Source organism: Streptomyces sp. NBC_01390 (genome assembly GCF_045040105.1).
In the GTDB taxonomy this organism is placed as follows: Bacteria; Actinomycetota; Actinomycetes; order Streptomycetales; family Streptomycetaceae; genus Streptomyces.
Window position 1 is genome coordinate 4,096,406 of sequence record NZ_CP109551.1, and the last position, 24,921, is coordinate 4,121,326.

At 68.0% G+C, this 24,921-nt stretch carries 19 protein-coding genes, 3 tRNA genes and 2 pseudogenes; 7 read left to right on the forward strand and 17 right to left on the reverse strand.

Annotation, left to right across the window (positions count from 1 at the left end; all coding sequences use genetic code 11):
- Positions 1-14 precede the first annotated feature (14 nt).
- Positions 15-353: a hypothetical protein gene (locus OG241_RS18295; protein WP_405826906.1), complete on the forward strand. Its 339-nt coding sequence runs from the start codon at positions 15-17 to the stop codon at positions 351-353.
- Positions 354-420: 67 nt separating this feature from the next.
- On the opposite strand, the pseudogene OG241_RS18300 reads toward OG241_RS18295, so the two are convergent.
- The 14 genes and pseudogenes from OG241_RS18300 to OG241_RS18365 form a co-directional block, all read right to left on the reverse strand.
- Positions 421-534: pseudogene (locus OG241_RS18300) on the reverse strand (transposase); the annotation flags it as partial.
- Positions 535-850: 316 nt separating this feature from the next.
- A complete protein-coding gene (locus OG241_RS18305) occupies positions 851-1,210 on the reverse strand; it encodes a hypothetical protein (protein WP_405826907.1) in 360 nt (119 codons plus the stop codon).
- 106 nt (positions 1,211-1,316) lie between these two features.
- Positions 1,317-2,012, reverse strand: a pseudogene (locus OG241_RS18310) (ISL3 family transposase); the annotation flags it as partial.
- 67 nt (positions 2,013-2,079) lie between these two features.
- The gene (locus tag OG241_RS18315; RefSeq protein ID WP_405816562.1) at positions 2,080-2,598 is read right to left on the reverse strand and encodes a hypothetical protein; all 519 of its coding nucleotides are present in this window, start codon (positions 2,596-2,598) and stop codon (positions 2,080-2,082) included.
- 176 nt (positions 2,599-2,774) lie between these two features.
- Positions 2,775-5,033, reverse strand: coding sequence for an RNA polymerase sigma factor (locus OG241_RS18320; RefSeq protein WP_405816564.1), 2,259 nt, complete (start codon positions 5,031-5,033; stop codon positions 2,775-2,777).
- A gap of 890 nt (positions 5,034-5,923) precedes the next feature.
- Complete coding sequence (locus tag OG241_RS18325; RefSeq protein WP_405816565.1) at positions 5,924-7,363, reverse strand: gamma-aminobutyraldehyde dehydrogenase; 1,440 nt, start codon at positions 7,361-7,363, stop codon at positions 5,924-5,926.
- Positions 7,364-7,699: 336 nt separating this feature from the next.
- Entirely contained in the window at positions 7,700-10,012 is a 2,313-nt protein-coding gene (locus OG241_RS18330; protein WP_405816566.1) for a N,N-dimethylformamidase beta subunit family domain-containing protein, read from the reverse strand.
- A gap of 17 nt (positions 10,013-10,029) precedes the next feature.
- A complete protein-coding gene (locus OG241_RS18335) occupies positions 10,030-10,377 on the reverse strand; it encodes a hypothetical protein (RefSeq protein ID WP_328976303.1) in 348 nt (115 codons plus the stop codon).
- Between the two features lie 185 nt (positions 10,378-10,562).
- Entirely contained in the window at positions 10,563-11,942 is a 1,380-nt protein-coding gene (locus tag OG241_RS18340) for an APC family permease (RefSeq protein ID WP_405816568.1), read from the reverse strand.
- A 221-nt stretch (positions 11,943-12,163) separates the two neighbouring features.
- Positions 12,164-13,072, reverse strand: coding sequence for a LuxR C-terminal-related transcriptional regulator (locus tag OG241_RS18345; protein WP_405816570.1), 909 nt, complete (start codon positions 13,070-13,072; stop codon positions 12,164-12,166).
- Between the two features lie 99 nt (positions 13,073-13,171).
- Positions 13,172-13,453: a hypothetical protein gene (locus tag OG241_RS18350; protein ID WP_328976306.1), complete on the reverse strand. Its 282-nt coding sequence runs from the start codon at positions 13,451-13,453 to the stop codon at positions 13,172-13,174.
- A gap of 364 nt (positions 13,454-13,817) precedes the next feature.
- Complete coding sequence (locus OG241_RS18355; protein ID WP_181649890.1) at positions 13,818-14,471, reverse strand: FMN-dependent NADH-azoreductase; 654 nt, start codon at positions 14,469-14,471, stop codon at positions 13,818-13,820.
- Between the two features lie 136 nt (positions 14,472-14,607).
- The gene (locus OG241_RS18360) at positions 14,608-14,979 is read right to left on the reverse strand and encodes a DoxX family protein (protein WP_057582123.1); all 372 of its coding nucleotides are present in this window, start codon (positions 14,977-14,979) and stop codon (positions 14,608-14,610) included.
- Between the two features lie 264 nt (positions 14,980-15,243).
- Entirely contained in the window at positions 15,244-15,855 is a 612-nt protein-coding gene (locus OG241_RS18365) for an NADPH-dependent F420 reductase (protein ID WP_057582124.1), read from the reverse strand.
- Between the two features lie 184 nt (positions 15,856-16,039).
- Here OG241_RS18365 and OG241_RS18370 point away from each other — a divergent pair, with 184 nt between their 5' ends.
- Both OG241_RS18370 and OG241_RS18375 read left to right on the forward strand, forming a co-directional pair.
- Complete coding sequence (locus OG241_RS18370) at positions 16,040-16,513, forward strand: MarR family winged helix-turn-helix transcriptional regulator (protein WP_057582258.1); 474 nt, start codon at positions 16,040-16,042, stop codon at positions 16,511-16,513.
- A 277-nt stretch (positions 16,514-16,790) separates the two neighbouring features.
- Positions 16,791-17,462: a recombinase family protein gene (locus tag OG241_RS18375; RefSeq protein WP_143606564.1), complete on the forward strand. Its 672-nt coding sequence runs from the start codon at positions 16,791-16,793 to the stop codon at positions 17,460-17,462.
- Between the two features lie 909 nt (positions 17,463-18,371).
- On the opposite strand, the gene OG241_RS18380 is transcribed toward OG241_RS18375, so the two are convergent.
- From OG241_RS18380 to OG241_RS18390, 3 genes are all read right to left on the reverse strand, one after another.
- Positions 18,372-18,445, reverse strand: a tRNA-Ile gene (locus OG241_RS18380).
- 167 nt (positions 18,446-18,612) lie between these two features.
- Positions 18,613-18,685: transfer RNA gene (locus tag OG241_RS18385), tRNA-Asn, on the reverse strand.
- A gap of 6 nt (positions 18,686-18,691) precedes the next feature.
- A tRNA-Asn gene (locus OG241_RS18390) sits at positions 18,692-18,764 on the reverse strand.
- 230 nt (positions 18,765-18,994) lie between these two features.
- On the opposite strand from OG241_RS18390, the gene OG241_RS18395 reads away from it, so the two are divergent.
- The 4 genes from OG241_RS18395 to OG241_RS18410 all read left to right on the forward strand — a co-directional run bounded on the left by OG241_RS18395 (position 18,995) and on the right by OG241_RS18410 (position 24,802).
- Positions 18,995-19,300, forward strand: a complete 306-nt coding sequence (locus tag OG241_RS18395) for a YtxH domain-containing protein (RefSeq protein WP_405816571.1) — start codon at positions 18,995-18,997, stop codon at positions 19,298-19,300.
- 129 nt (positions 19,301-19,429) lie between these two features.
- A complete protein-coding gene (locus OG241_RS18400; protein ID WP_405816573.1) occupies positions 19,430-20,890 on the forward strand; it encodes an FGGY family carbohydrate kinase in 1,461 nt (486 codons plus the stop codon).
- Positions 20,891-21,134: 244 nt separating this feature from the next.
- Complete coding sequence (locus tag OG241_RS18405) at positions 21,135-22,868, forward strand: ABC transporter ATP-binding protein (RefSeq protein WP_405816574.1); 1,734 nt, start codon at positions 21,135-21,137, stop codon at positions 22,866-22,868.
- On the forward strand, positions 22,868-24,802 hold the full coding sequence (locus tag OG241_RS18410; protein WP_405816575.1) for an ABC transporter ATP-binding protein: 1,935 nt from the start codon (positions 22,868-22,870) through the stop codon (positions 24,800-24,802). Before OG241_RS18405 ends, OG241_RS18410 begins: the two co-directional genes overlap by 1 nt.
- The last annotated feature ends 119 nt before the right edge of the window (positions 24,803-24,921 follow it).

Genomic DNA, 24,921 nt, shown 5'->3' on the forward strand with positions numbered 1-24,921 from the left:
GGGCAGAAGCCTCTGTGGCTGTTTTCATAGGCCAGACGCCGCCTCGTGAGCTTATCCGGCTCAGTCGCCTTCTTCCAGAGCGGGTTGATGGGAACGGGCAGGCTGCGGCTGACTGGTACAACGTCGCCCACCGGCACTCCGGAATAGCCATGCATACCCCCTTCGACGTGCACTTCGGCCTCGCCGACCAGCTCCGCGAGATGCACGCCGACGTCCTCACGAGCGTCTACCGCCAGCACCCCGAACGATTCGTCCGCGGGGCACCCGAACCACCGAAACTCCCCGGGGCCGCCTGGATCAACAAGCCCCCCGACCTCCGACACAACGGTCAAACGATCCCGGCACAGAGATAGAACGATCTACCTGCCTTGATCGCGCTGACAGCGGCACCCCCCTTTTTTGCAGGGCCGCGGCGGGTGCTGTCTGGCGTGCGCCCGCGGCGTGCTGGTGGGCACGGACCGCGGTGGAGTCCACGGACACATCCCAGTCGATTCGGCCGGCGGCGTCTTCGGCGGCCTGCACCTTCGACAGGAGCATCTGCCGTTCGGCACCCTGTGCAGCCCCGGCGGATCTCAGCAGCGAAGAATGGCGCATCCTCAACGCGTTCGAGGGCGAGCGGTACGAACTGCTGGAAATCGCCTTGTCCACAGGCGGATTGGGATGGGTGCGGCTCGTCTTGAGTGGGGTGCTGGTCAGGCACTGGGGGTGTATTCGCTCTGGCCAGCTGGTTGGTAGAGGCGTTCAAGTTCGCGAGTGAGGTGGTAACGCAAGTGGGTGTCGAAGTCGCCGTTGTTGCGCATGGCGCGGACGTTAAGGACGGCTTGACAGGTCAGCAGATCAGCAGGTCACTTCAGGCGAGCCACACCCGTTGGGGAATGCTGTGGCAGCCGTCGGTCCACCGCTGGTGCAGGTAGGGCTTGTACTCGTCGAGGAGGGTGGCGCGGTTGGTGGCTTTGACCAGGAGTTCGTCGAGGCTGCGGGCGCGGGCGAAGCGGCGCACGGTGGAGTGGCCTAGCCGCAGTTCACAGCGGATCACGGCCAGGATCTTGCCCTCGGGCAGCCGCTCCTGCACCGCCTCGTAGCGTTCGGTGGTGCGGGCCACCAGGCACCGCGGGCGGCCCGCGAAGTCGAGCGTCCCGTCCGGCGGAACGAACGGGATGCTCTCCGCAGTGGACGGCTCCTCGGTGACCAGATCCCCGGCGGCGTCCACCTTGGTGACCAGGGAGGGTCGCGAATGCGGCCCGGATGCAGCTGTGGTGGGCGCCGACCGTCCTCTCCAGGGCCTCGGCAAGGTTCCGCCACAGATGCCACCCGTCCGCGATCTGCGTCTCCTGCGGGGCGCCGGTACGGGCGCCCTCGGCGTAGGCGCCGGACCGGTCCCGGCAGATGATCTCCACCTCGGGGTGACCGCGCAGCCAGTCGGCCAGCGGTGCGGCGTCCCGGCCGGGCAGCACATCGAGCGGCCGGCGGGCCTCCAGGTCGATGAGGATGGTGGCGTACGAATCGCCCTTGCGTAAAGCGAAATCGTCCACGCCCAGCACTCTGACCTGGGCCGGAGGCGACTTGAGGACAGCGCGAAGGAGATGCAGGAGGGTGTCCTTCGCAACGCTGATGCTCAACGCGCCGGCAAGACGCGCCCCGGGACGGCTCGCCAGCGTCAGGGCGATCGAGGTGAGCACCGTTCGAAGCAGTGGGGTGTAGCGGGCGTGCGGGCTGGTCAGCCCTTGAATCTGCACGACGAATGTCACCGCCGGGCAACGGGAGTTGACGCACTTGAAGCGCCGCACCGAGAACTCGATCACAACGGGGGCCGCACCGATGGGTGCGTCAACGAGGCGGCGCCGGTATCGCCCGTGCACCCGCCAGGAAGGCATCGCACAGGACGTACATCTCGCTGGGAGCGTCCGGCATGATGTACGAAACGTGACCGCCCCGGCCACCCGCTCGACGGACTCCACGACCACACCAGCTAAATGCGGCAGCAATCGCCCCAAAACCCCTGAACCGCACACCCAGTAGATGCCCAGCTCAGCCGGACAGCATCACAAGATCGTCGACAGAGCCGAATTGCGCGACCGCTCACAGTTCCTGCTGCCCCGCGCCGAACAGCAGGCCGGCGATGTGCGCGTTCGCCACCTGGTCCATGTGCGCGAAGAGCCAGTCCACCTTGTCGTCCTGGTAGTGGTTGAGGGTGTTGTTCTGCGCCATGTTGCCCACAGGGATCTGCCACAGGACCACCGGCTTGCCCACGGACTCGGCCATCGTCTTCCAGACCCCCAGCTCGGCGGCGGCCTTCTGGTCCGTCCAGAACATGTCGCGGCTCCCGTGCGCCGGCTCGGCGTACCAGCCCGCGTCGCGGTCCGACACGTCGGCGACCAGGAAGTCGGCGTTCTGCGCCCCGAGGATCGCGTAATCCTTGGCGCAGGCCTGCGTGTTGCCCTGCCAGTCCCAGCAGGTGAGGTGCATACCGACGGCCGCGTGAGGAGCGTACTTGCGGGTCATTGCGATCAGGCAGTGGGCCAGACCCGCCACACTGTTCGCCTGATTTGCGCAGTCGTTCGGGGCCGCAGCAGTCACCTGCGCCTGGACCTTGCTCACATTGCCCACGGTCGGGTAGCCGGGGCACAGCAATGTGCTCCGGCTACCCGACATCATCGACGGCAGCAGCTCGCGGACGTCACCGACGTCCCGCGGGCGGCCAGGATCACGCCGCGCAGGACCGGGCCGATCGTGCTGAACGACATGCCGACCGTGAAGGCAGCAGCCTTCTCACGCTATTTGAGCGGCGTGCCACCCGAGTTTCGGTAGGCGATCGTCTTCGCGAACAGGTTGCCGCCGTCGGTTTCAATCGTGGTCGACTTGTCCGATCCTTGGCCGAACATCAGAGCCGCGACATGGGCGCTCGCGACCTGGTCCATGTGCGAGAACAGCCAGTCCACCTTGTCGTCCTTGTAGTGGTACGGGGTGTTGTTCTGTCGCATGTTGCCGACCGGGATCTGCCAGACCACGATCGGTTTGCCGGACGCGTCCGCCATCGTCTTCCAATACGCGAGCTGCGCGGTCCACTTCTTTTCGCTCCAGAATGAGTTGTGTCCGCCATTCTCCGGCAAGGCATTGAGGCCGGCGTCCACAGCTTCGACCTCCCCGACCAGGAAGTCCGCATTTTTTGCCCCGAGGGCCACGTAATCCTTGGCGCATTTCTTCTCGTTGCCCGGCCAGTCCCAGCAGGTGAGGTGCAGGCCGACGGTCGCGTTAGGAGCGTACTTGCGGGTCATTGAGATCAGGCAGCGGGCCAGACCCGCCACAGTGTTCGCCTGATTTCCGCATTCGTGCGGAGCCGCCGCAGTCACCTGCGCCGGGACCTTGTTCACATCGCCCATCCCTCGGGCGAATCCCCAGAAATCAGCTTCGAGATCGATCATGTCGTGCGAGGTGCCGATCTTCTGGACGAAGAAACGGTAGTCGTTCAGGTACCTGGTGAGGAGGTCGACCCGGTTGACCGCCTTCACCTCGTCCTGCCACGTCGCATTGGGGGTGAGGTGGGGGAGTTCAAACCACGACCACATCATCGTCTGCGGATGCGGTTGACCCTTATAGGTGGCCTGTGCAGCGCGGGCTTGCATATGGGGGACGAGCCCTCCGCGCCCACCCCATACGCATCCCCACCAGTTCGTCCCATTCGGGCAGGACTTCGCCGTGTACACGTTGCTCGACGGTGCAGGCGGACTGACGACGTATTGGTACTGAGCGTCGAATGGTGCGGCAACCGAAGGTTTATCATTCGATATTCTTCCGATCAACACCGTGCTCTTGCCCATGAAACGTATCGTCGAGCTGGCGCCATCGGCCGCAGGAGACGACGCCGACGACGCTGCTGCCTTGGCGCTCGCCGACGCCGACGCGCTCACCGACGCCGACGCGCTCACCGAGGCTGAGGCCGAACCGCTCGCCACGGTCGCCGCGACATCCGCAGCGCCCGGCGCCCCCGCCGTGGCGGAAGGGGAACCCTGTGGCTGGTGGCTGGTGGCCGCGTAGACGACGCCCGCGCCGACGGCTACGGCGGCAGCTACCGCGGCCGCGACGAGTTTCGCGGACACGTGCGCGGCCAGCCCGCCCGATCTGCTGCCGTGGCTGCCGTGGCGCAACCGCTTCGCGGCCTTGCCTTTCCCCGCGACCCCTTTCGCCGCGGCGGCCTGCGCGCTCGGCGCGGACGGGGGCAGGGCGTGCCGCAGCCATGTGGCCGCGAGCAGTGCGGGTACCGGTACCAGGGCCGAGCCCGCCAGCAGCCGCTCGGCGGGCACCAGGTCCTGCCAGGACGCGACGCAGGCTACGCATTCGCGTACGTGCCGCGCGAACTGCTTGCGCCACGACGGGGCCGCCCACCCGTCCCACCGGGTCGCTATCTGGGAGAGCTCAGCGCACCGGGGCGCGGCGTCCAGCGCCCGCACCACCGTGCGGGCGGCGTCCAGCCTGGCCTTGAGCCGCTGCACCCGCACCGCCGCGTGTCCCGGCTCGATGCCCAGCGCCCCGGCCAGCTCCGCCCGGTCCAGCTCGCCCGCCGCCTCCAGCCACCACAGCGCCAGCAGTTCGCGGTCACCCTCCTCCAGCCAGCGCGTCGCCAGAGCCGTCTCGCGCCTCTGGCCCGACAGCTCCAGTTGAAGGATCGTCAGGTCCACGAAGTCCGCGCCGGGATCGGCCGCGTCCGGCGCGAGCTCGAAGCCCCAGCCGTGCGCCGCCGAGGGCTGCGTCTGGTGGCGCCGCCACCGGTCGCGCACCTGGCGCACCGCGATCGCCACCACCCAGGCTCGGAACGCCGTAGGGTCGCGCAAATCCCCGATCCGGTCCACCGCGCGCATCAGCGTCTCCTGGACCACGTCGTCCACATCGACGTGTCCGTCCAGCGCCCGCCCGACGATGTTGTAGACCAGCGGCAGATACGCGGCCATCAACTCGTCCAGGGCTTGGCGGTCCCCGCCCTGCGCCGCCACCACCAAGTCCTGATCTGCACGCCCGTCCCGCTCTGCAACCCGCATCCGCACTCCTTCGCTCACCGGCCGGGCGCCCGCGCGCGCCCGGTCCGCCTCGATGTATAGGTGACGGCTGCGCGGCGGCCGGGTAACACTTCCGGCCGCATTGTTTTGCCGGACCGCGCACTACCCGCGGGCGGCGGCGACCCAACACCAAGCAAACCAACCAGTAGACGAAACACCATGCGTCAGCTGGCTGCCCGGCAGAACCACCGAATGGAGAAACGCACAGGTCATCGATCAGCAGCGCGGTTCACCACAACGCTCTCAGTCTTTCCGATCCTTGTGTCCAACCTGCGTCCAGAACGCGTCCTGGAGGACAGCCCAACCGGATTCCGAGACGATCGCCCCAGCTCAGAAGTGCGCCTCGAACTCGCCCGCAGCGGATTCCCCTTCCAACGCACAGAGACTCCACCCCAGGGCGCCAGGGCGGAGCCTCTGGGAGCACTTTCACCGAGCAACGCGTATACACAGAGCCCGAGCTACAGGACCGGAATCAGTCCGCGTCCAGCTCGGCCGCTTCGACGGGGTGCCGCTGCAGCCAAGCGTATGCGTTTCGCCTGTTGCTACCAACATCCCCGGGGCGATGCCGGCCTCAAACTGAGCCACCGTCCGCGCGCCCGCTGTGAGGACCGCATCCGCAACGCCCGTGCCACCGGCCTGCGCAACCTCCCCCTGCACGACTTCTCCCCGAACCAGATCTGGCTGGAGATCGGTCTGCTTCTATCCTTGCGTCCCGAACGCGTCCAGGATGGACGAGGAGAACCCGACTCCCCGGATACTGCTCCAGTTCAGAGGGGTTCTCGAACTCCTCCGCAGCGGATCCCTTCCTCACTTCGGGCGGATGTCGGGGCCCCTGCGGGGCGATCCCACTGGCACTGGCGTCGGCGCGAGCGTCACGCGTCCAGTGACGTCATGACGTGCTTGATACGGGTGTAGTCCTCGAAGCCGTACGCGGACAGATCCTTGCCGTAGCCGGATTGTTTGAAGCCGCCGTGGGGCATCTCGGCGACCAGTGGGATGTGGGTGTTGATCCACACGCAGCCGAAGTCCAGCTTCTTGGACATGCGCATCGCGCGTGCGTGGTCCTTGGTCCACACCGACGAGGCCAGGGCGTAGTCCACGCCGTTGGCCCACTCCACGGCCTGCTCCTCGTCCGTGAAGGACTGGACGGTGATGACCGGGCCGAACACCTCGTTCTGGATGATCTCGTCGTCCTGCTTGAGGCCGGAGACGACGGTGGGGGCGTAGAAGTAGCCCTTCTCGCCGACGCGGTGGCCGCCTGCCTCGATCTTGGCGTGGGCGGGCAGCCGCTCGATGAAGCCGGAGACCTGCGTGAGCTGGTTGGCATTATTGAGCGGTCCATACAGCACATCCGGATCGTCGGGCCGACCGGTCTTCGTGCCTGTGGCGGCCCTCGCCAGCGCCGTCACGAACTCGTCGTGGACCGACTCCTGTACGAGGACGCGGGTCGCGGCCGTGCAGTCCTGGCCGGCGTTGAAGAAACCGGCCACCGAGATGCCCTCGACGGCCTGGGTTATGTCAGCGTCGGCGAAGACGACGACGGGGGCCTTGCCGCCCAACTCCAGGTGGACGCGCTTGACGTCTTTGGCCGCGGACCCGGCGACTTGCTTGCCAGCCCGTACGGAGCCGGTGATGGAGGCCATCGCCGGAGTGGGGTGTTCGACCATCAGGCGCCCGGTGTCGCGGTCACCGCAGATGACGTTGAAAACGCCCTTGGGAAGGATGGACCCAATGATCGCGGCCATCAGCAGGGTGGAGGCCGGGGTGGTGTCCGACGGCTTCAGGACCACGGTGTTGCCCGCGGCCAGCGCCGGGGCGAACTTCCAGACCGCCATCAGCATCGGGTAGTTCCACGGTGCGACCTGCGCGCAGACCCCGACGGGCTCACGCCTGACGATGGAGGTCATGCCGTCCATGTACTCACCGGCCGATCGGCCCTCGAGCAGGCGCGCGGCGCCGGCGAAAAAGCGGATCTGGTCCACCATCGGTGGCACCTCTTCGCTCGCCGTCAGCTCCAGGGGCTTGCCGGTGTTCTCGGACTCGACGGCGACGAGTTCCCCGGTCCTCGCCTCGAAAGCGTCCGCGATCTTCAGTAGCAGGCGCTGTCGCTCGGCCGGGGTGGTGTCGCGCCACGCCGGGAACGCGGCCGCGGCGGCGCCCATGGCGGCGTCGACGTCCTCCCGGCCGGACAGCGGCGAGGTCGCGTAGGACTCGCCAGTCACCGGGTTGACGATCTCGATGGTCTGCCCGTCGGCGGCGTCCAGGGACTCGCCGCCGATGTAGTTTCGCAGCGTGCGCAGAACGGTGGTCACTGGGTCTCCAGTTGGCACATAGGTGGTTCCTCGCGTGTTATTTCGGGTCCGGTTGTCGAGGGTGATGTCGGACGGCAGCCGCTGGGCCACGTGGACAGGGATGAGGACAGCAGCAGCACCAGCACGGTGCCGACATGGACCAGGTGCCAGTGCCGTGAATTCCCACGTGCCCCGACTCCGATCGGGCACCGACTCGGTGCCGGGTACCGGGGTGCGCGGAAGCCGCCGCAGAGCGGGGACTACGCCCCTGGGCCAAGTGCCGGTCTGCGCAGCCGGATGGCGTAAGGCGAGCTGCTCCGCCGGCAGAGCTGCTCGCCTTGGGCAACAGGGGGTGGCCTAGTCCAGCGGCTTCTCGTCGCGGAAGCGCCGCAGCACGTTGCCGGTGATCTTCGCGATGTTGTTGTCGTACCCGTTGTGGGACAGCGACCCGGTCCAGGCGATGGATCCGACCGAGAAGAATCCGCCGCCGCCCTCCAGCGCGCAGTAGACCATGTCCGCGCGGACCGCCGGCTGCTCGGTTCCGCCCATCCCCGGGAGCATTTCGAAGATCTCCTCGGTCACCAGCAGGTAGTTGTCGGAGAACGGTCCGGAGGTGGCCAGGACCAGGGTTCCGGGCGGCGAGCCGAGCGCCGGGTTCCAGCAGTCGATCTCGGCACCGGCCGCGCCGCCGATGATGCCGAAGTCGCCCAGGAGCTCGTTCTCGCCGACGCCTTCGAAGATGAAGGCCGCCCGCGGATCCTGGCTGTCCGCAAGGCGCTCGTAGTAGGTGCAGCGGTCGAAGCCCTGGGCCACCATGCCGACTCCCACCAGACGCTGTGGTGCTTTGCCCTTGTTGCGCCACAGGCCACTGGCCTCGCCCGAGGTGGTGTGGCGGCGTTCGGCGAAGGGTGACTGGTGGGGGCGGGTGCCGCCGTCGGCCCGGCGCAGTTCCATCAGGTGCGGGGCGTCGGGGTCGTAGGAGACGGTCGCGAAGAATCCGTTGCCGCCCAGGTACATCAGCCGGCCGCCGTTCGCGGTGAACTCCTCGAGGGCGTCGAGCTCGCGCCGCGTGACGTATTCGGGGTGGCTTCCGGTGATCACGACACGGTAGTCGCGCAGCAGGTCATGGCCTTCCCGATCGAGATCCTCGTCGGTGAGGGCGTCGAACTCGCACTCAGCGGTCTCCAGCCAGTGCACGAGGGACAGGTCGGCGGGCAGACCCCAGGGGCCTTCGCTCATGAACGAGGCGCGGTAACGCGGCTGCAGGCTGATCAGCGGGCGGCGGACGCTCCCGAACACCACGCCGGACCCGTCGTTGTGGATTTCGTACAGGGAGCGGCCGAACTCGGGGTGGTCCTGCAGGACCAGGTCTTCCTTGTGGACGATGGGCGTGTGCCCGAGGAGCATCTCCATGCCGTCCGCCTCGAACGCGATCCGGTCGTTGGCATACGCCAAGTAGGTCGCCGTGGGGAACAGGACAGCGACGTCCTTGCGCCGACGGCCCGGCCCAACGAGGAAGGGCACGTGCTGCTCGATGCCCTCGGCCCGCAGCCGCACCGCGTAGACGCCACTGGGCAGGTCCTCGGGCACCTCGAAGGTGAACGCCGCAGGCCACTGAGCATCAGCGATGTCGTCGTCGTGGAAGTGGATGGCGTCGAACTCGTCGGGCGCAAGCCGGAAGTCCTCCACGACACCTTGGAACTCGGGCCCGGTGACGCCCCGGACGGGCGCGTTGACGCAGCGGCCGTGCAGCATGTGAGGCCCCTCGTCGACCACATCCCACAGCAGCAGCCCGTCGGGGCGCCGACTACGGCCGAAGTGCCAGGCAGCCACCGGCTCGCGCGCCGTGGAGACGTCGTCGATGGCCCGTTCGATACGGATGCCACCGATCTTCCCGTTGAACGCGGTTGCCGCGAGCAGCCGGTCATCGGCTCTGCGAGCCAGCGCGCCGATACGGAACGGCATCGAGGAAGCCGTCCAGACCGCCGAGGCGGTTGCGCTCGCCTGCTCGGGTACGGCGGCTGCGGCGGCCGGGGCCACCCGGTCCGCGCAGTGGTCCAGCGGGGCCTGCCGCAGGGTGATCTGCCCCGCCGACCGTGGCAGTTCGACCTCGAGCCGGTACCACTGGTGGGCCGTCAGCTCCTGTTCCAGGGTGAGGGTCCGCCGCTGACCGCCCTCGCTCCATACGAAGGACGGCTTGCCGTCATCGAGCAGCAGGGCCCAGCCGGTCATGGTCGCCGCGTCCCAGGTACCCATGACCGCCTGGCGCTCGCCGGTGAAGCCGACCGAGCTCTGGCTGACCCGATAGGCGCCCAGGCTCCCCGAGCGGTTGTCGCGCGGAAGGGTCGGGAAGACGGCGGCGCGGATGACCAGCGCGTCAGGGTTCGCCAGCAGGCCCTTTGGGTCGGGGACTTCGACGTACGAGCCAGGCTGGCAGGTGTGGTACTGCCCCGGATACGTCCCGTCGATGGCGGAGGGGACTTCGTCCTCCAGGAAGCCCGGCCCCGCCTGCCCGTCGTAGCCGTGTCGCAGGCGCACCAGGGCGGCGTCGTAGGCCGGTGGGCCTTCACAGCTGATGTGGAACGACAGTTGCTCGCCGGGGCGGGCGGAGAAGCGATCGGTGTAGCCGAAGACGTTCTGGGTCGTCGTGCGGCCGCTCGAGAGTGCCATGAGCTCCTCGTTTCTTACTAGTTCTGCAGCAGTTGCGCACGGCGCGCGGTGAAGATGTGCCGCATGGCGTCTTCGTAGTCCTCGAAGGACTGCTCGGTCAGGAGCAGGTTGCCCGGCATGCCCAGGGCGATCTGCGCCACGCGCCAGGGGCCGTCGGGTCCTTCGGAGAAGATGATGTGCTTGCCCGAGACGGGCAGGCTGCGCAGCGCCCGCAGCACGCGTTGAGTGCGGTCGTCGTGCAGTCCCAGCGGAGCCGCGTCATGGGCAGCGACGACCTCGTCGGTGCACTCCTTGCGCAGGCGTTCTTCGCTGCGCAGACGGAACACTTCGAGCAGCTCGGATGAGCGGTCTGCACTGGTGCGCATCAGTGCACCTCTTGCTGCTGGGACACCGTTGCGGTGCGGCGGGGCAAGGGCGATGGGCTCACGGGAGGGTGCCTCTCTCATGTTGAAGGGGCTCGCGAGCGCCGGGCGGCGGCTGGGGACTGTGCCTCAGGCGACGGTGTCTCGGGCCGATGCCGAGTGCTGCCCGGCGGTGTGCGGGAGCGCGGTCAGGCGTCGGAGCTGGCGAGCGAACGGCCGGTGAGCTTGAAGTACGCCGCCACGCCGAGGCCGATGACGAGCCAGCACGAGCCGACGATCTTGGCGTTGGAGTCCGCGTTCCACAGCGCGACCAGGAGGAGTGCGCCGCCGAGGATCGGGGAGACCCAGTGGACAAAGAAGCGGCAGCTGCCGCCTCGGACGACGAAGTGGGTGAAGACGCTGACGTGGAGGAGGACGTACGCGGTGATCGCGCCGAAGGTCACCAGGGTGGTCAGCAGTCCCGACTGCTCCACTCCGAGGATGCCGACCCCCACCGACAGGACTGCGATGAAGATCATCGCGTTGAGGGGGACCTGGTGTCTGTCGCTGACCCGCGACAGGAACTTCGGCAGCTGCCCGTCGCGGGCCATGCTGAAGACCAGGCGGGCGGAGGTGGCGTTGGAGGCGATGGTGTTGGCGAAGATCGCGATCAGGGCAGCGGTCAGCAGGAGGACCGTCTTGAACCAGCCCGCCATGGCCGTGCCCACCACGTTGTAGAAGGCGTTGTTGACCGGGTCACCGTCGGCGAATTCCGTCCCGCTCGGGACCAGGATGCCCGCCACGAAGACCTGTACGACGAACAGCGCGGTCACCTGGTAGAGGACAATCATGGTGGCCTTGGAGACGGTCCTGCCCCCGCCCTCGGCTTCCTCGTTCAGTGTCGAGATCGCGTCGAACCCGATGAAACTCAGCGCGGCGACCGGAACTGCACCGAGGACCAGGGACCAGGAGCCGCCGTCGGCGGGGACGAACGGGCTGAGCGACAGATGGGCCCGACCCTGGAGGAGGAGCACGGCCGCCCAGACCAGGAACACGGCCAGCACGACCAGCTGGATGTAGAGGAAGATCTTGTTCATCGTCGCGGTGACGCTGATGCCCATGATGTTGATCAGGGCGGTCGCGGCGACGAAGATCACCACCCAGATCCAGGCGGGCACCCAGGAGACCACTCCGGTCATCGCGCTGGCCGCGAAGACGCACAGCAGCGCGGGCAGCAGCAGGTAGTCGAGCAGGATGGCCCACCCGGAGACGAACCCGAGGAAGCGGTTGCTGCCTAGCCGCACGTAGCTGTACACGGAGCCGGCGACCGGGAACCGGACTGCCATCTCCTTGTAGCTGATGGCACTGAACAGCATCGCGATGGCGGCCACCACGTACACCGCGGCGACGGCGCCGGCGGACATGTTGTAGACGATGCCGAACACCGCGACGGGGGCGAGCGGCACCATGTAGATCAGGCCGTAAATGACGACGTCGGCCAGGCTGAGCGTGCGGGCGAGCTCCTGCTCATAACCGAGCTCGTGCAGCCGGTCGCGGTGGTCGTCCGCGCCGCCAGGTCTTTCGGGCACTGTTTGGCGAGCTTCTGGAACGTTCATGGCCGGGCCTCCTGAGGGATGAACGAGCCCCGGTCGGCTGTCGGTGCCGTGAGCGGCGACAGCAGGGGAAGACGCGGGGTCGGCAACAGCCGGCTCGGCGGGTGAGGACCGCCTACAGCGCGGGCTTGTCTTCACCTCGAATATGGCGCTCGGCCACCTTGCGCCTCAATACGCATTCCTACCGACAGCGGCGGTCAGCGGTTCAAGCTGAGAATCCCGTCGCGCAGCGCCGACGCCACCGCGCCGGCTCGCGACGGCTGCTCCATCTTGTGGAGGATCCGCTCCACGTGCGTGGTCACCGTGCGCAGGGAGACGTCTCGCTGCGATGCCAGCTGCTGGTTCGAGAACCCCGCCGCCATCCCGTTCAGGATGTCGTACTCGCGCGGCGAGAGTGAATAGGGCAGGCCGACCGTCGGAAGCTCCTGCACCAGTGCGGCCGGTTCCGGCCGTCCCAGCGGATCGGCCACCTTCAGGACCTGCAGCGCGAGCCACCCTTCGCTCGACGCCTGCAGCCCGGTCGCGGCAACCTGCGCCGAGGCCATGAAGCGACGCAGAAAGCCGGTGAACTCGGGCTGCGTGGGCGCGAGCGCCGGGGCGCACGACTCGACGGCCCAGGCACGGCCGGTGTAGTCGATCAGGGTGGCGTTCGCTCCCGGCGGTATGGCGCATCCGGTGGTCTGCCGCCGAGCCACGTCGCACATCCGCGCCAGCGCGGGCACCAGGGCCTTGAGGAGTTCGGCCGCATCATCACGGAACGCGCCGCGCCCCGCCGCGGAGAAGTGCAGCATGCCCGTGTACACACCGCTGTCCGAGAAGAGGCAGGTGGTCATGCCGTCTGCGAAGCCGGCAGGTCCGAGCACCTCTCGGTACATCGGGGACCGTCGGTAGTCGCCCGGCACGTCGTCGATCCGCATCGGCAGGCGCCGCTCCCGGACCAGCCGGTTCTCGGTACTTGCCGCATAGCGGTCACCCAGTGCGGCAACCGTTTCATCACCGTAGGCGACCACAGCGAGTGCGCGGTGCGCACGGGCCATCGGGTCCCAGAGCATGAGGGCGCCGGCGTCGTGATGGGTCACCGGCTCAAGCAGGCTCAGCACCGTCATCGCGGCCTCGCGCCGGTCACCGGCTCCGGCTGCGTAGGCCGCCTCGACCAGGATCCGGGTGTGGGATGGCTCCATCAGCGAATCCCTCTCGAAGCCGGACTACCCAATCCCACGATAGCAACGTCCTCCAAGGATCTGAGGGTGAGAGCTGCGGTTGCACATCGCGCTCGGGGTGACCGCCTGGGAGAATGAGCCTGGCCGGTCCTGCTTCTGATCCCTTAGCAGCTCCTCAATGTCCTCTGCGCGTGTGGTCGCCGCATCGAGCACCTCAAGCCCCTTGCGCAGGGCGGCGACGTCGCTGCGCAGCGGCGCATGCGCCATCAGCAGCTGCTGCATCATCTGGCGGCCGGCGACAGTTCCCGCCTGCGGCTGTGTCATCATCGATGCTCCTTTGCGACTGCCTCGCGCACGGCGGGCGCGACCTTCTCGATGATGGGGCGCAGCGCGGACTCGTCGACCGGGCCGCTGAAGATGTAGCCGTTCATGCCGTGCTCGACCGGCCAGCTCGTCAGCAGGTCGACCCGCTGCGTAGTCGAACGGTCACCGACCAGGTTGTAGACCCGGTTGGTCCGGCTCGGGTCCCGCCCGGCAGCGCCGGCCGCCTCGCCGATTCGCCGGTTCGCGTCGTCCAGCTCCTCCGGGGCGAGAAATTCCTTCGAGGGCAGCCAGCCGCCTGTCCCCGCTGGAGTTCGCCCACGGCGGCCGTGAAGCGTGCTTCACGGCCGCCGTCCGGAGGGCGCTGTTTCTAGGCGGCGATGCGGTGGGCTATCGCCTTGGCCGTGGAGGCTGCGTCGTCCAGTGCCTGCTGGCGGGAGGCTTCGAAGAGGGGGATCAGCTGGGACATCGCCGGGTTGTGTACGGCCATCGTGAGTTCCGGGACGATGAAGTTCACGTCCAGGGCGAGCGCGTCGGCCAGAACGGCCGTGAGGTAGTTCTGCACGTATTCGTAGCCCTCGCGGGGCGTGCCCGGGGCGTAGGAGCCGCCGCGGCTGGCGACGACGGTGACGGGGGTGCCCTTGAGCCTGGAGCTTTCCACGCCGGCGGTGCGGCCGACGAGGACGATGTTGTCGAGCCACGCCTTGAGGGTCGAAGGAATCGAGTAGTTGTACATCGGAGCGCCGATCAGTATGGCGTCGGCGTTCTCCAGCTCGTCGATCAGCGTCAGCCGGTGGGCGAGGGCGGCGGCCTGGGCGGGGGTGTGCGTGGCCGGGTCGGTCTGGCCGGCGGTGTGGGCGTCGGCGGTGAGGTGCGGTACGGGGTTCGTGGCGAGGTCACGGTAGATGACCGTGCCCTCGGGGTGGTGCTCCTGCCAGGTCCGGCGGAAGGCGGCGGTCACGGCGCGGGAGGAGGAGGCGTCGCCGGAAAACAGCGAGGAATCGAGATGCAGAAGAGTGGCCATGGGATGTTCCTCAGGTGTAGCAGTGGTCGGGAATGCGGATGATCGGTGACGGTCCGCGTGGCGAGGGCGTCTCGCGATCACCCGGCGGGTTTGCCGGGCGGAAGGTGAGCTGTGGCGCCTCGGATTCAGGCGCTGGTCAGGAGGCGAGGACGAGCGTGGCGGCGGCAGCGATCGCGATGACGGTGAGGATGATGGGTGCCATCGCGTTGCCGCGGGTCTCGGGGTTGGCGTAGTCGCCGGACTTGGCGTGGAAGCCGACGGCTCCGACGAGCAGGACTGCGAATCCCAGGGCGGCGGCAACGCCGATGGGCTGCCAGAAGAGACCGGCGATGAGCCCTGCGGCTGCGGCCAGCTCGGCCAGCCCGATGAACCGGACCAGCGGGGCGCTGAAGCCTCCGGGAGACTGCAACTGGGCTGGAATGCTGCCCTTGAGCAGGGCTTTCGGTAGTCCGGCGGCCAGCCCGACAACGGCGAGCAGAACGCTCAGTACGGCGGCGAAGACAAACACGGGTCATGCCTTTCTGGAGAGTGATTCGGACCGCCCGAGCTGTGAGGGACCGGCATCCGTGGAGGATGGGTGTGCCGGCGGGTTTTGCTGCTCACGCGTGAGCGTTGCTGAAGTGCGGTCTCATCGATGGAGAGCGCTGCTGCGCGGCAACCCGGCCGCGGGCCGGGCGCCGGCCGCCGCGGTGCGGCCGGTGACGGCAGACGCTGAGGCAGGACGGCTCGTCGGCGCCGGCCGCACCGCCTGTGGAAGGCGGAACGCGGCCGATCAGGTGAGGGGCTGTTCGGTGAAGTTCCTGAGCACCAGTGCGCCGGGAACCTCGATGAGGCGTCCGCCTTCGTCGATCCTGCCGAGTTCCACCGGCGACAGGCCGAGCGTGCGGGCGAGCTCGGCGATCTGGGAGCTAGCCTCCCCGGAGTCGCTGGAGACGAAGACCACGCGCTTGCCCTGGCCGGAGGGCACTTCGGCGGCGAGCGTCTGGGCGGGAAGGTGGTTGAAGCCCTTCACGATCTGGGCGCCGGGCAGGACCTCGGCCGCGTACTGCGAGGAGAGCCGACCCTTGAGGATGTCGCCCGCGTTGGGCGCGTAGTGCGCGTTGGTGGTGTCGACGACGATCTTCCCGTTCCAGTCGGGCAGGGCGTTGCCGAACGTCTCGACTGCGCCGAACGGGATGGCCATGAAGATGACGTCGCTCGCCAGTGCCTCGGTGAGCGTCACGGCCCGGACCGTGGAACCCCAGGAGGCGGCGAGTTCGCTGATCGAGCCCGGTCCGCGGGTGTTGGCGATGCTGACCTCGACTCCGGCCCGGGCGAAGAGACGCGCCAGCGCCGAACCGATGTTTCCGGTGCCCACGATGGCGTAGCGGGTGTCTGCAGACATGAGTGCTCCCTGTTCCAGTAATTGCTGAAGGCTGTCGAGGCGGCAGAGCGGCTTCGTCGTCCGGCCTGTCGTCGCCGCGTTTCTGTAGGCGGCTCCGACCTCCGCAAGTCCATTTGGTTGAGGTGTTAACCAAACCGTACGACGGACTGGTTAACATGTCAACCAAAGCGGTAGGATGGGCTTCATGGACGAACCGCGATGGCTGGACGAGCGTGAACAGCGGGCTTGGCGCAGCCTCATGAAGATGCAGGCCGGCCTGTCCGAATACATCGAGCGGCAGCTGCGCACCCACAGCGGGCTGTCCACCGCCGACTACCAGGTGCTGGCGCACCTGTCTGAGGCGCCCGAGGGACGCCTGCGGTCGTTCGCACTCGGAGATGCGCTGCAATGGGAGAAGAGCCGTCTGTCGCAGCATCTGACCCGCATGCAGAACCGCAACCTCATCCGCCGCGAGCGATGCGCGACCGACCAGCGAGGGGCCGTCGTGGTCATCACCGAACAGGGCCGCACCCTCGTCGAGGCAGCCGCCCCGCTCCACCTGGCTGACGTGCGCAATGTGCTGATCGACCACGTGACCCCTGCGCAGATGGACCTGCTGATCGAATTGGGAGACCAGGTGGAGGCGCAACTCGCCGAGATCGATCAGAAACCGGGATGACCCATTGCGTCCCCGCCGGGCTGCCGCCGACCGTGCCGTCATAGTCTCGCCCGGGGTGCTGATGAGGGCCCGGCATCGCACCAACCGCCCTTACTGCGACACTCCCATCCAACAAAGAAGACGATGCGGGTCGACGAGCCTCGCCTTCAAAAAACGAACGTTTTCTGAAGATCACCGTGCGGGGGTCCGCACACCCCGCAGCCTCTTCAAAAAACCCTTCAAAAACCTGGGTCATTCAAGAACCCTCGACCACCGTTTTCTGACATGATCCGGGGTCATGAGTGACACTCCGGAGCCGTCCGGCCACCCCGAACTCCTCGTTGCCGAACCGCTTGTCTGCACCGAGATCAAGATCGGGTACGCCCGGGTGTCCAGCGGCGGACAGAAGCTCGACCGGCAGATCGACGCCCTCACCACCGCCGGATGCCGGAAGATCTTCTCGGACAAGAAGTCCGGAAAGAACGCCCTCCGCCCGGAATTGAAGGCGTGCCACGCCTTTCTCGACGCTGGCGACACCCTCGTCGTCCCGTCGCTCGACCGCTACGGCCGCAGCCTCCAGGACCTCATCAACATGGTCGCCGAACTCCGGACGCGCGGGATCGGCTTCACCTCGCTGCACGAGAACCTCGACACCACCACCCCCGGCGGCCGACTCGTCTTCCACGTCTTCGCCGCTCTGGCGGAGTTCATCCGCGAACTCATCGTCCAGGGCACTCGCGAGGGCCTGGCCGCTGCCCGCGCCCGCGGCCGGGTCGGAGGGCGCCCCACCGTCGCTACCGAGGAAGTCATCCGCGCCGCCCGCGACCTGCTGCCCGACCCCGGCCGCTCCATCACCTCGATCGCCAAAATGCTGGGCATCTCCCCGGGCACCCTCTACAACCACATCCCCGACCTCCAAGACCTGCGCGCCTCCGCCGTCCCCCACCAGCTCGACGCTGCGGAACGGTGACCCCACGTGCCGATCCGTCCCTAGGACCGCGAGCGTTGTCCCGCCGACTGGCCGGACATCTCCAACGCCATCAACGAACGCGCCGGCTGGCGGTGCGAGTGTGAAGGCGAGTGCGGACGCGGCAGTCACCCCGGCCGGTGTCCCAACCGGCCCGGACAGCCCGTGTACGGCACCGGTTCGCGGGCCATCCTGACGACGAGAGCGCGCACCTCGACTACACGCCGGAGAACTGTCACCCGGCCAACCTCAAAGCCATGCCAGGGCTGCCACCTGCACTACGACTGTAACCACCACGCCCGCATCCGGGCCCAGACCCGGCATACCGCGCTCGAAACGGCGGGCAGCTGACGTTTGAGTTGTAGGCGAACGTAGCAAGATCAACCCGGCGGACAGCATCACCCCACCGGAGCAGTGGAACCCGGCGCCCCCCGACGCGACAGCCGGGCCATCAACCTGCCCACGACCAACCGACAACAGAGAAACGGCCCGCCGGAGAAACCGACGGACCGTCATGCAAGATCGAGGCTAAGGCCGCTACACCTGCGTTCCGGGCCGTTTCCTGTTGGGGCAGTTTCCTTGGACCCTCGCCAGACCTACTGCCCGGAAGCCGCAGGCCCCGGCCGTCACACAAAACGCCCTGAGTCACCCGCAGACGACTTGTCGGACAACGCATCCGGCGCACTTCACGGGCACCTCCGGCCTCAGGAGGGCCTCAATACATGCTTTGCCGCAGCAGAGCCGAGCAGAACCCGTCTCAGCGATTGCACGTCCATGCAGGTCAGAGAGTCATCAGCCGAAGCAGACCAACGTGGCATCAAACTCACGAGCAGCGGATTCAGTCCGTTCAGGGAAAGTTGACACCCCGACAGGACAAAATGAACGTTTCCGCAGGTCAGAAACCTGCGCAGGTGGGGCGGGTGGGACTCGAACCCACGGCCGACGGATTATGAGTCCGCTGCTCTAACCGGCTGAGCTACCGCCCCATTACGGCGCGTCGCGCACATTTGTGCGCGCCGTCTGCCGCAGCATAGCCGCTCATACGATCTCCTGCTTCGGATGGTCGACTTCGCATGACCATGAGGACATCGGCGCGGATCGCGCGGTTCCCCCGGGCATGAAAAAGGACCCCAACGGGGTCCTCGTTCAAGCGCTCTCCCGACTGGACTCGAACCAGTAACCTGCCGGTTAACAGCCGGCTGCTCTGCCAATTGAGCTACGGAAGATCGAAGCTCCCCCGACTGGACTTGAACCAGTAACCTGCCGATTAACAGTCGGCTGCTCTGCCAATTGAGCTACAGGGGATTGCCTCGTTGCATCGAACGTACCTCCCTGGGTATTCGCCAGGGGGCGTGCGGTCGCTGCGACACATACATTAGCGCAAGCAGGGGGGTGCTCCGCCAATCGGTTCCGCGTGCCTCGCACCCGGTGCACCCGGCACCCCTCGTCCACCAGCCGTCGCCCGTCCGTCGCCTCACTCACCGCCCGTCGCTCCTCACTCGACACACGACACACGTCAAGGAAAGGTGGCCGTCATGCGTTACCGGCTCACGTTCGTCGCCGGACTGGCCCTGGGTTACGTGCTGGGCACACGGGCCGGGCGCGAGCGCTACGAACAGTTGAAGAAGTCCGGGCAGCGGATCGCGCGGAACCCCGCCGTCCGCAACACCGCCGAGTCCGCCGCGCTGCAGGGGCGGGAGTTCGCCGGCAAGGCGTTCCACACCGTGAGCGAGAAGGTCGGCGACCGGGTTCCGGACTCCGTGGCCGGCCGGGTTCGCTCCCTGCGTGAGCGCAACGGCTCGGGAGGTGGTGAGGACGACTGGGGCACCAGTAACACCTGAGAGACAGGGTGTCGGCATGGACACATCTGCGGCACCCGCACGCCCCTGGTCACGGACAACGCGCGGCTCTTCACCAACGGAAGTCCGACCCGGCGCGTTCACCTCTCCGCGTACGGCAGAATTTTGGCCATGGGGATAGTCGCCGGGTTGGACAGTTCGCCCGATTTCACTCGTATCGTCGTCTGCGACGCGGACACGGGGTCCGTGCTGCGGCAGGGCTATGCGCCGCATCCGGTGGAAGGCCCCGAGGGCGGGGGCGGCGGACGGCCCTCCGATGTCGATCCGCAGGCCTGGCTGCTCTCCCTCGGTGAGGCGGCCGGCGGCGGCCTGCTCGAAGGTGTGCAGGCCATCGGGGTGTCCGCGCAGCAGAACGCCCTCGTGCCGGTCGACGCGCAGGGCAACACCGTGCGACCGGCGATGGTCGGCGGGGACAAGCGGGCGCAGGTCGCGGCGGCCGATCTGATCGACGCGCTCGGCGGACGTGAGGCGTGGGCGCAGGCCGTGGGGTGTGTGCCGCAGGCCGCGCAGCCGGTGACCAAGCTGCGCTGGCTGGCCCGGAACGAGCCGGACGCGGCGCAGCGGACCGCCGTACTGATGCAGGCGCACGACTGGCTGGTGTGGCAGCTCCTCGGGCGGCCGGTCAGACGGACCACCGACCGGGGCGGGGCTTCCGGGACCGGGTACTGGTCCGCCGCCATGGGCGCCTATCGCGGCGACCTCGTCGAACTCGCGCTCGGGCGGCAGGCGATGCTGCCCGAGGTGCTCGGTCCGTCCGACGCCGCCGGTACGACGCCCGAGGGGCTGCTCATCTCCGCCGGGACCGGGGAGACCATGGCCGCCGCCTTCGGGCTCGGGCTGGGGCTCGGGGACGTCGTGGTGTCGCTCGGGGCCTCCGGGTCCGTGATGGCCGTACACCCCGAGGCGCTCTTCGACTCGACCGGGATGATCACCTCGCTGGCCGACGCGACCGGGCTGCACCTGCCCGTCGTCACGACGCTGAACGCCGTACGGACGCTGCGGGGGACGGCGGAGCTGCTGGGGCTCAGTGATCTGGAGAGCCTGTCCGATCTCGCGATGAAGTCGACCCCGGGTGCGCACGGGCTGGTCATGCTGCCCTATCTGGAAGGTGAGCGGACGCCCAATCTGCCGCACACCGCCGGGACGCTCGCCGGGCTGCGGCGGGAGTCCATGAAGGCCGAGCATCTGGCGCGGGCCGCCTTCGAGGGGATGCTGTGCGGGCTCGCCGACGCGCTGGACGTGCTGCGGGGGCGCGGGGTCGACGTACAGCGCGTCTTCCTGCTCGGGTCCGCCGCCGAGCTGCCCGCCGTACAGGCCGCGGCGCCGCCGCTGTTCGGGGCGCAGGTCGTCGTACCGCAGCCCGCCGACTACGCGGCGATCGGCGCCGCGCGGCAGGCCGCCTGGGCGCTCGGGGTGTCGCAGGGCACGCTCGACCCGCGGACCCCGCCGGCCTGGCAGGGGGCATCCGCCCAGGTGCTGGAGCCCGGCGAGGAGCTGGCGGTGGGACAGGCGGTGCGGCAGCAGTACGTGTCCGTGCGGGAGCAGACGCATCCTGGGGCATTTCGCAGCTAGCGATGCGTGGCTGACGCTTGAGCTACGCGCGTGGCTCAAGCCTGGCTGACGCGTGGCTGACGGCCGACCGGTGTGTGGCTGATTCGGGACCGTGGAGTCCGGGGTGGCCCTCGCGCGGGTCGGTTTCTTCGTCCGCTGTTGGATTAATCGCTTGAAGTAACACGGGTGGAGTGTCAGACGATGGGTGCGTGGGGCACTCCCCATCGTCCGTCACGGACAAACCGCCGACTCCGAGAGATTCAGCGTGCTCATACGACTTCTGCGCACTTATCTGAGGCCCTACAAGAAACCCATCGGGCTGCTGGTGCTGCTGCAGCTCCTGCAGACCTGCGCCACCCTGTACCTGCCCACGCTCAACGCGGACATCATCGACAAGGGTGTGGTGAAGGGCGACACCGGCTACATCCTGCTCTCCGGTGCCGTGATGATCGGTATCTCGCTGGTGCAGGTCGTCTGCAACATCGGCGCCGTGTACTACGGCGCCCGTACGGCGTCGGCGCTCGGCCGGGACGTACGTGCCGCCGTCTTCGACCGCGTGCAGTCGTTCTCGGCGCGCGAGGTCGGGCAGTTCGGCGCGCCCTCGCTGATCACGCGTACGACCAATGACGTCCAGCAGGTGCAGATGCTCGCGCTGATGACGTTCACGCTGATGGTGTCGGCGCCGATCATGTGCGTGGGCGGCATCGTGCTCGCGCTGGGGCTGGATGTGCCGCTGTCGGGCGTGCTCGTCGCCGTCGTCCCGGTGCTGGGCATCTGCGTGACGTTGATCGTGCGGCGGCTGCGGCCGCTGTTCCGGACGATGCAGGTACGGCTCGACACGGTCAACCGGGTGCTGCGCGAGCAGATCACCGGCAACCGGGTGATCCGTGCCTTCGTGCGGGACGAGTACGAGAAGGAGCGGTTCGGGAAGGCGAACCACGAGCTGACCGAGGTGTCGCTGGGCACCGGGCGGCTGCTCGCACTGATGTTCCCGATCGTCATGACCGTCGTCAACATCTCGTCGATCGCCGTGGTGTGGTTCGGCGCGCATCGCATCGACAGCGGCGGTATGGAGATCGGCGCGCTGACCGCGTTCCTCGCCTATCTGATGCAGATCGTCATGTCCGTGATGATGGCCACCTTCATGTTCATGATGGTGCCGCGCGCGGAGGTGTGCGCCGAGCGCATCGAGGAGGTCCTCGCGACGTCGTCGAGCGTCGTCCCGCCGACCGCTCCCGTGGTGGAGCTGCGGCGGCACGGGCATCTGGAGATCCGCGGGGCCGGGTTCCACTACCCGGGTGCCGAGGAGCCGGTGCTGAAGGCCGTCGACCTGGTGGCGCGGCCCGGTGAGGTGACCGCGGTGATCGGGTCCACGGGCAGCGGGAAGTCGACGCTGCTCGGGCTCGTACCGCGGCTGTTCGACGCGACCGCCGGAGAGGTGCTCGTCGACGGCGTGGACGTGGCGACGGTGGAGCCGAGGCTGCTGGCCAGGACGGTGGGGCTGGTGCCGCAGAAGCCGTATCTGTTCGCCGGGACCGTGGCGAGCAATCTGCGCTACGGCAATCCGGACGCCACCGACGAGGAGCTGTGGCGGGCGCTGGAGGTCGCGCAGGGCAAGGGGTTCGTCGAGCGGCTGGAGGGCGGGCTCGACGCGCCGATCGCGCAGGGCGGGACGAATGTGTCGGGCGGTCAGCGGCAGCGGCTCGCGATCGCGCGGACGCTGGTCCAGCGGCCCGAGATCTACCTCTTCGACGACTCCTTCTCCGCGCTCGACTACGCCACGGACGCGGCCCTGCGGACGGCGCTCGCGCGCGAGACCGCCGAGGCGACCGTCGTGATCGTCGCCCAGCGGGTGTCGACGATCAGGGAGGCCGACCGGATCATCGTCCTCGACGAGGGCCGGGTCGTCGGCACCGGCCGCCATCACGAGCTGATGGCGGACAACCAGACCTATCGGGAGATCGTGCTCTCCCAGCTCACGGAAGCGGAGGCCGCCTGATGGCCGGGCCCATGGGGCGCATGATGGCCGGGGGCGGCCCCGACCAGCAGTCGCTGGACTTCAAGGAGTCCGGCAAACGGCTCCTCTCCCAGTTCAGGCCCGAACGGGCCACGATGTACGTGATGCTGTGCGCGGTGTTCGTGAGCGTGGGCCTGTCGGTGGTGGGCCCGAAGATCCTGGGGCGGGCGACCGACCTGGTCTTCTCCGGCATCATCGGACGGCAGTTCGAGAGTGGCAGTACGAAGGCCGAGGTTCTCGCCGGTATGCGGAAGCGCGGCGAGGACGGCATGGCCGACATGCTCTCCGGTACGGACTTCACACCGGGCAAGGGCATCGACTTCGGCGCGGTGGGCGAGGTGCTGGGGCTCGCCCTGGTGGTGTTCGTGTTCGCGGGGCTGCTGATGCTGGTGGCCACGCGGCTGGTGAACCGGTCGGTCAACCGGACCGTGTACCGGATGCGCGCGGATCTTCAGGCGAAGCTGTCGCGGCTGCCGCTGTCGTACTTCGACAAGCGGCAGCGTGGTGAGGTGCTGTCCCGCGCGACGAACGACATCGACAACATCGGGCAGACGCTCCAGCAGTCGATGGGGCAGCTCATCAACTCCCTCCTCACGATCATCGGCGTGCTGGCGATGATGTTCTGGGTGTCCTGGCTGCTGGCGCTGGTCGCGCTGGTGACCGTTCCGCTGTCGTTCTACATCGCCACGCGCGTCGGCAAGCGGTCGCAGCCGCACTTCGTGCAGCAGTGGCGGACCACCGGCAAGCTGAACGCCCACATCGAGGAGATGTACACCGGGCACACCCTGGTGAAGGTGTTCGGGCGGCAGGACGAGTCGGCGCAGCAGTTCGCCGAGCAGAACGACGCGCTGTACGAGGCCGGGTTCAAGGCCCAGTTCAACAGCGGGATCATGCAGCCGCTGATGATGTTCGTGTCGAACATCAACTACGTGCTGGTGGCCGTCGTGGGCGGGCTGCGGGTCGCCTCGGGCGCGCTGTCGATCGGGGATGTGCAGGCTTTCATCCAGTATTCGCGTCAGTTCTCCATGCCGCTGACGCAGGTCGCGTCGATGGCGAACCTGGTGCAGTCCGGGGTGGCCTCGGCCGAGCGGATCTTCGAACTGCTGGACGCGGAGGAGCAGCAGGCCGATCCGGTGCCGGGGGTACGGCCGGACGAGCTGCGTGGGCTGGTCTCGCTGGAGCATGTGTCGTTCCGGTACGAGCCGGAGAAGCCGCTGATCGAGGATCTGTCGCTGTCGGTGGAGCCGGGGCACACGGTCGCGATCGTCGGGCCCACGGGGGCGGGGAAGACGACCCTGGTGAATCTGCTGATGCGGTTCTACGAGGTTTCCGGGGGGCGGATCACTCTCGACGGGGTGGACATCGCGTCGATGTCCCGGGACGAGCTCCGGGCCGGGATCGGGATGGTCCTCCAGGACACCTGGCTGTTCGGTGGGTCCATCGCGGAGAACATCGCGTACGGGGCGGCACGGGAGCGCGAGGTGACGCGCGGGGAGATCGAGGAGGCTGCGCGGGCCGCGCACGCCGACCGGTTCATCCGTACCTTGCCGGACGGGTACGACACCGTGATCGACGACGAGGGGACGGGGGTCAGCGCGGGTGAGAAGCAGCTGATCACCATCGCGCGGGCGTTTCTGTCCGATCCGGTGATCCTGGTGCTGGACGAGGCGACGAGTTCCGTGGACACGCGGACGGAGGTTCTCATCCAGAAGGCGATGGCCAAACTGGCGCACGGGCGGACGTCGTTCGTGATCGCGCATCGGCTGTCGACGATTCGGGACGCGGACACGATTCTGGTGATGGAGAACGGGGCGATCGTCGAACAGGGGGCCCACGGGGAGCTGTTGGGGGCGGACGGGGCCTATGCGCGGCTGTACAAGGCGCAGTTCGCGGAGGCGGTGGCCGAGGTGGATTGATCTCGCCCCCGCCGCCCTTACCCGTCCCATCCCTGGGGGCTCTGCCCCCAGACCCCCGCTATCGGCCCTGAAGGGGCCTCGTCCTCAAACGCCGGACGGGCTGGTATGTCAGCCCGTCC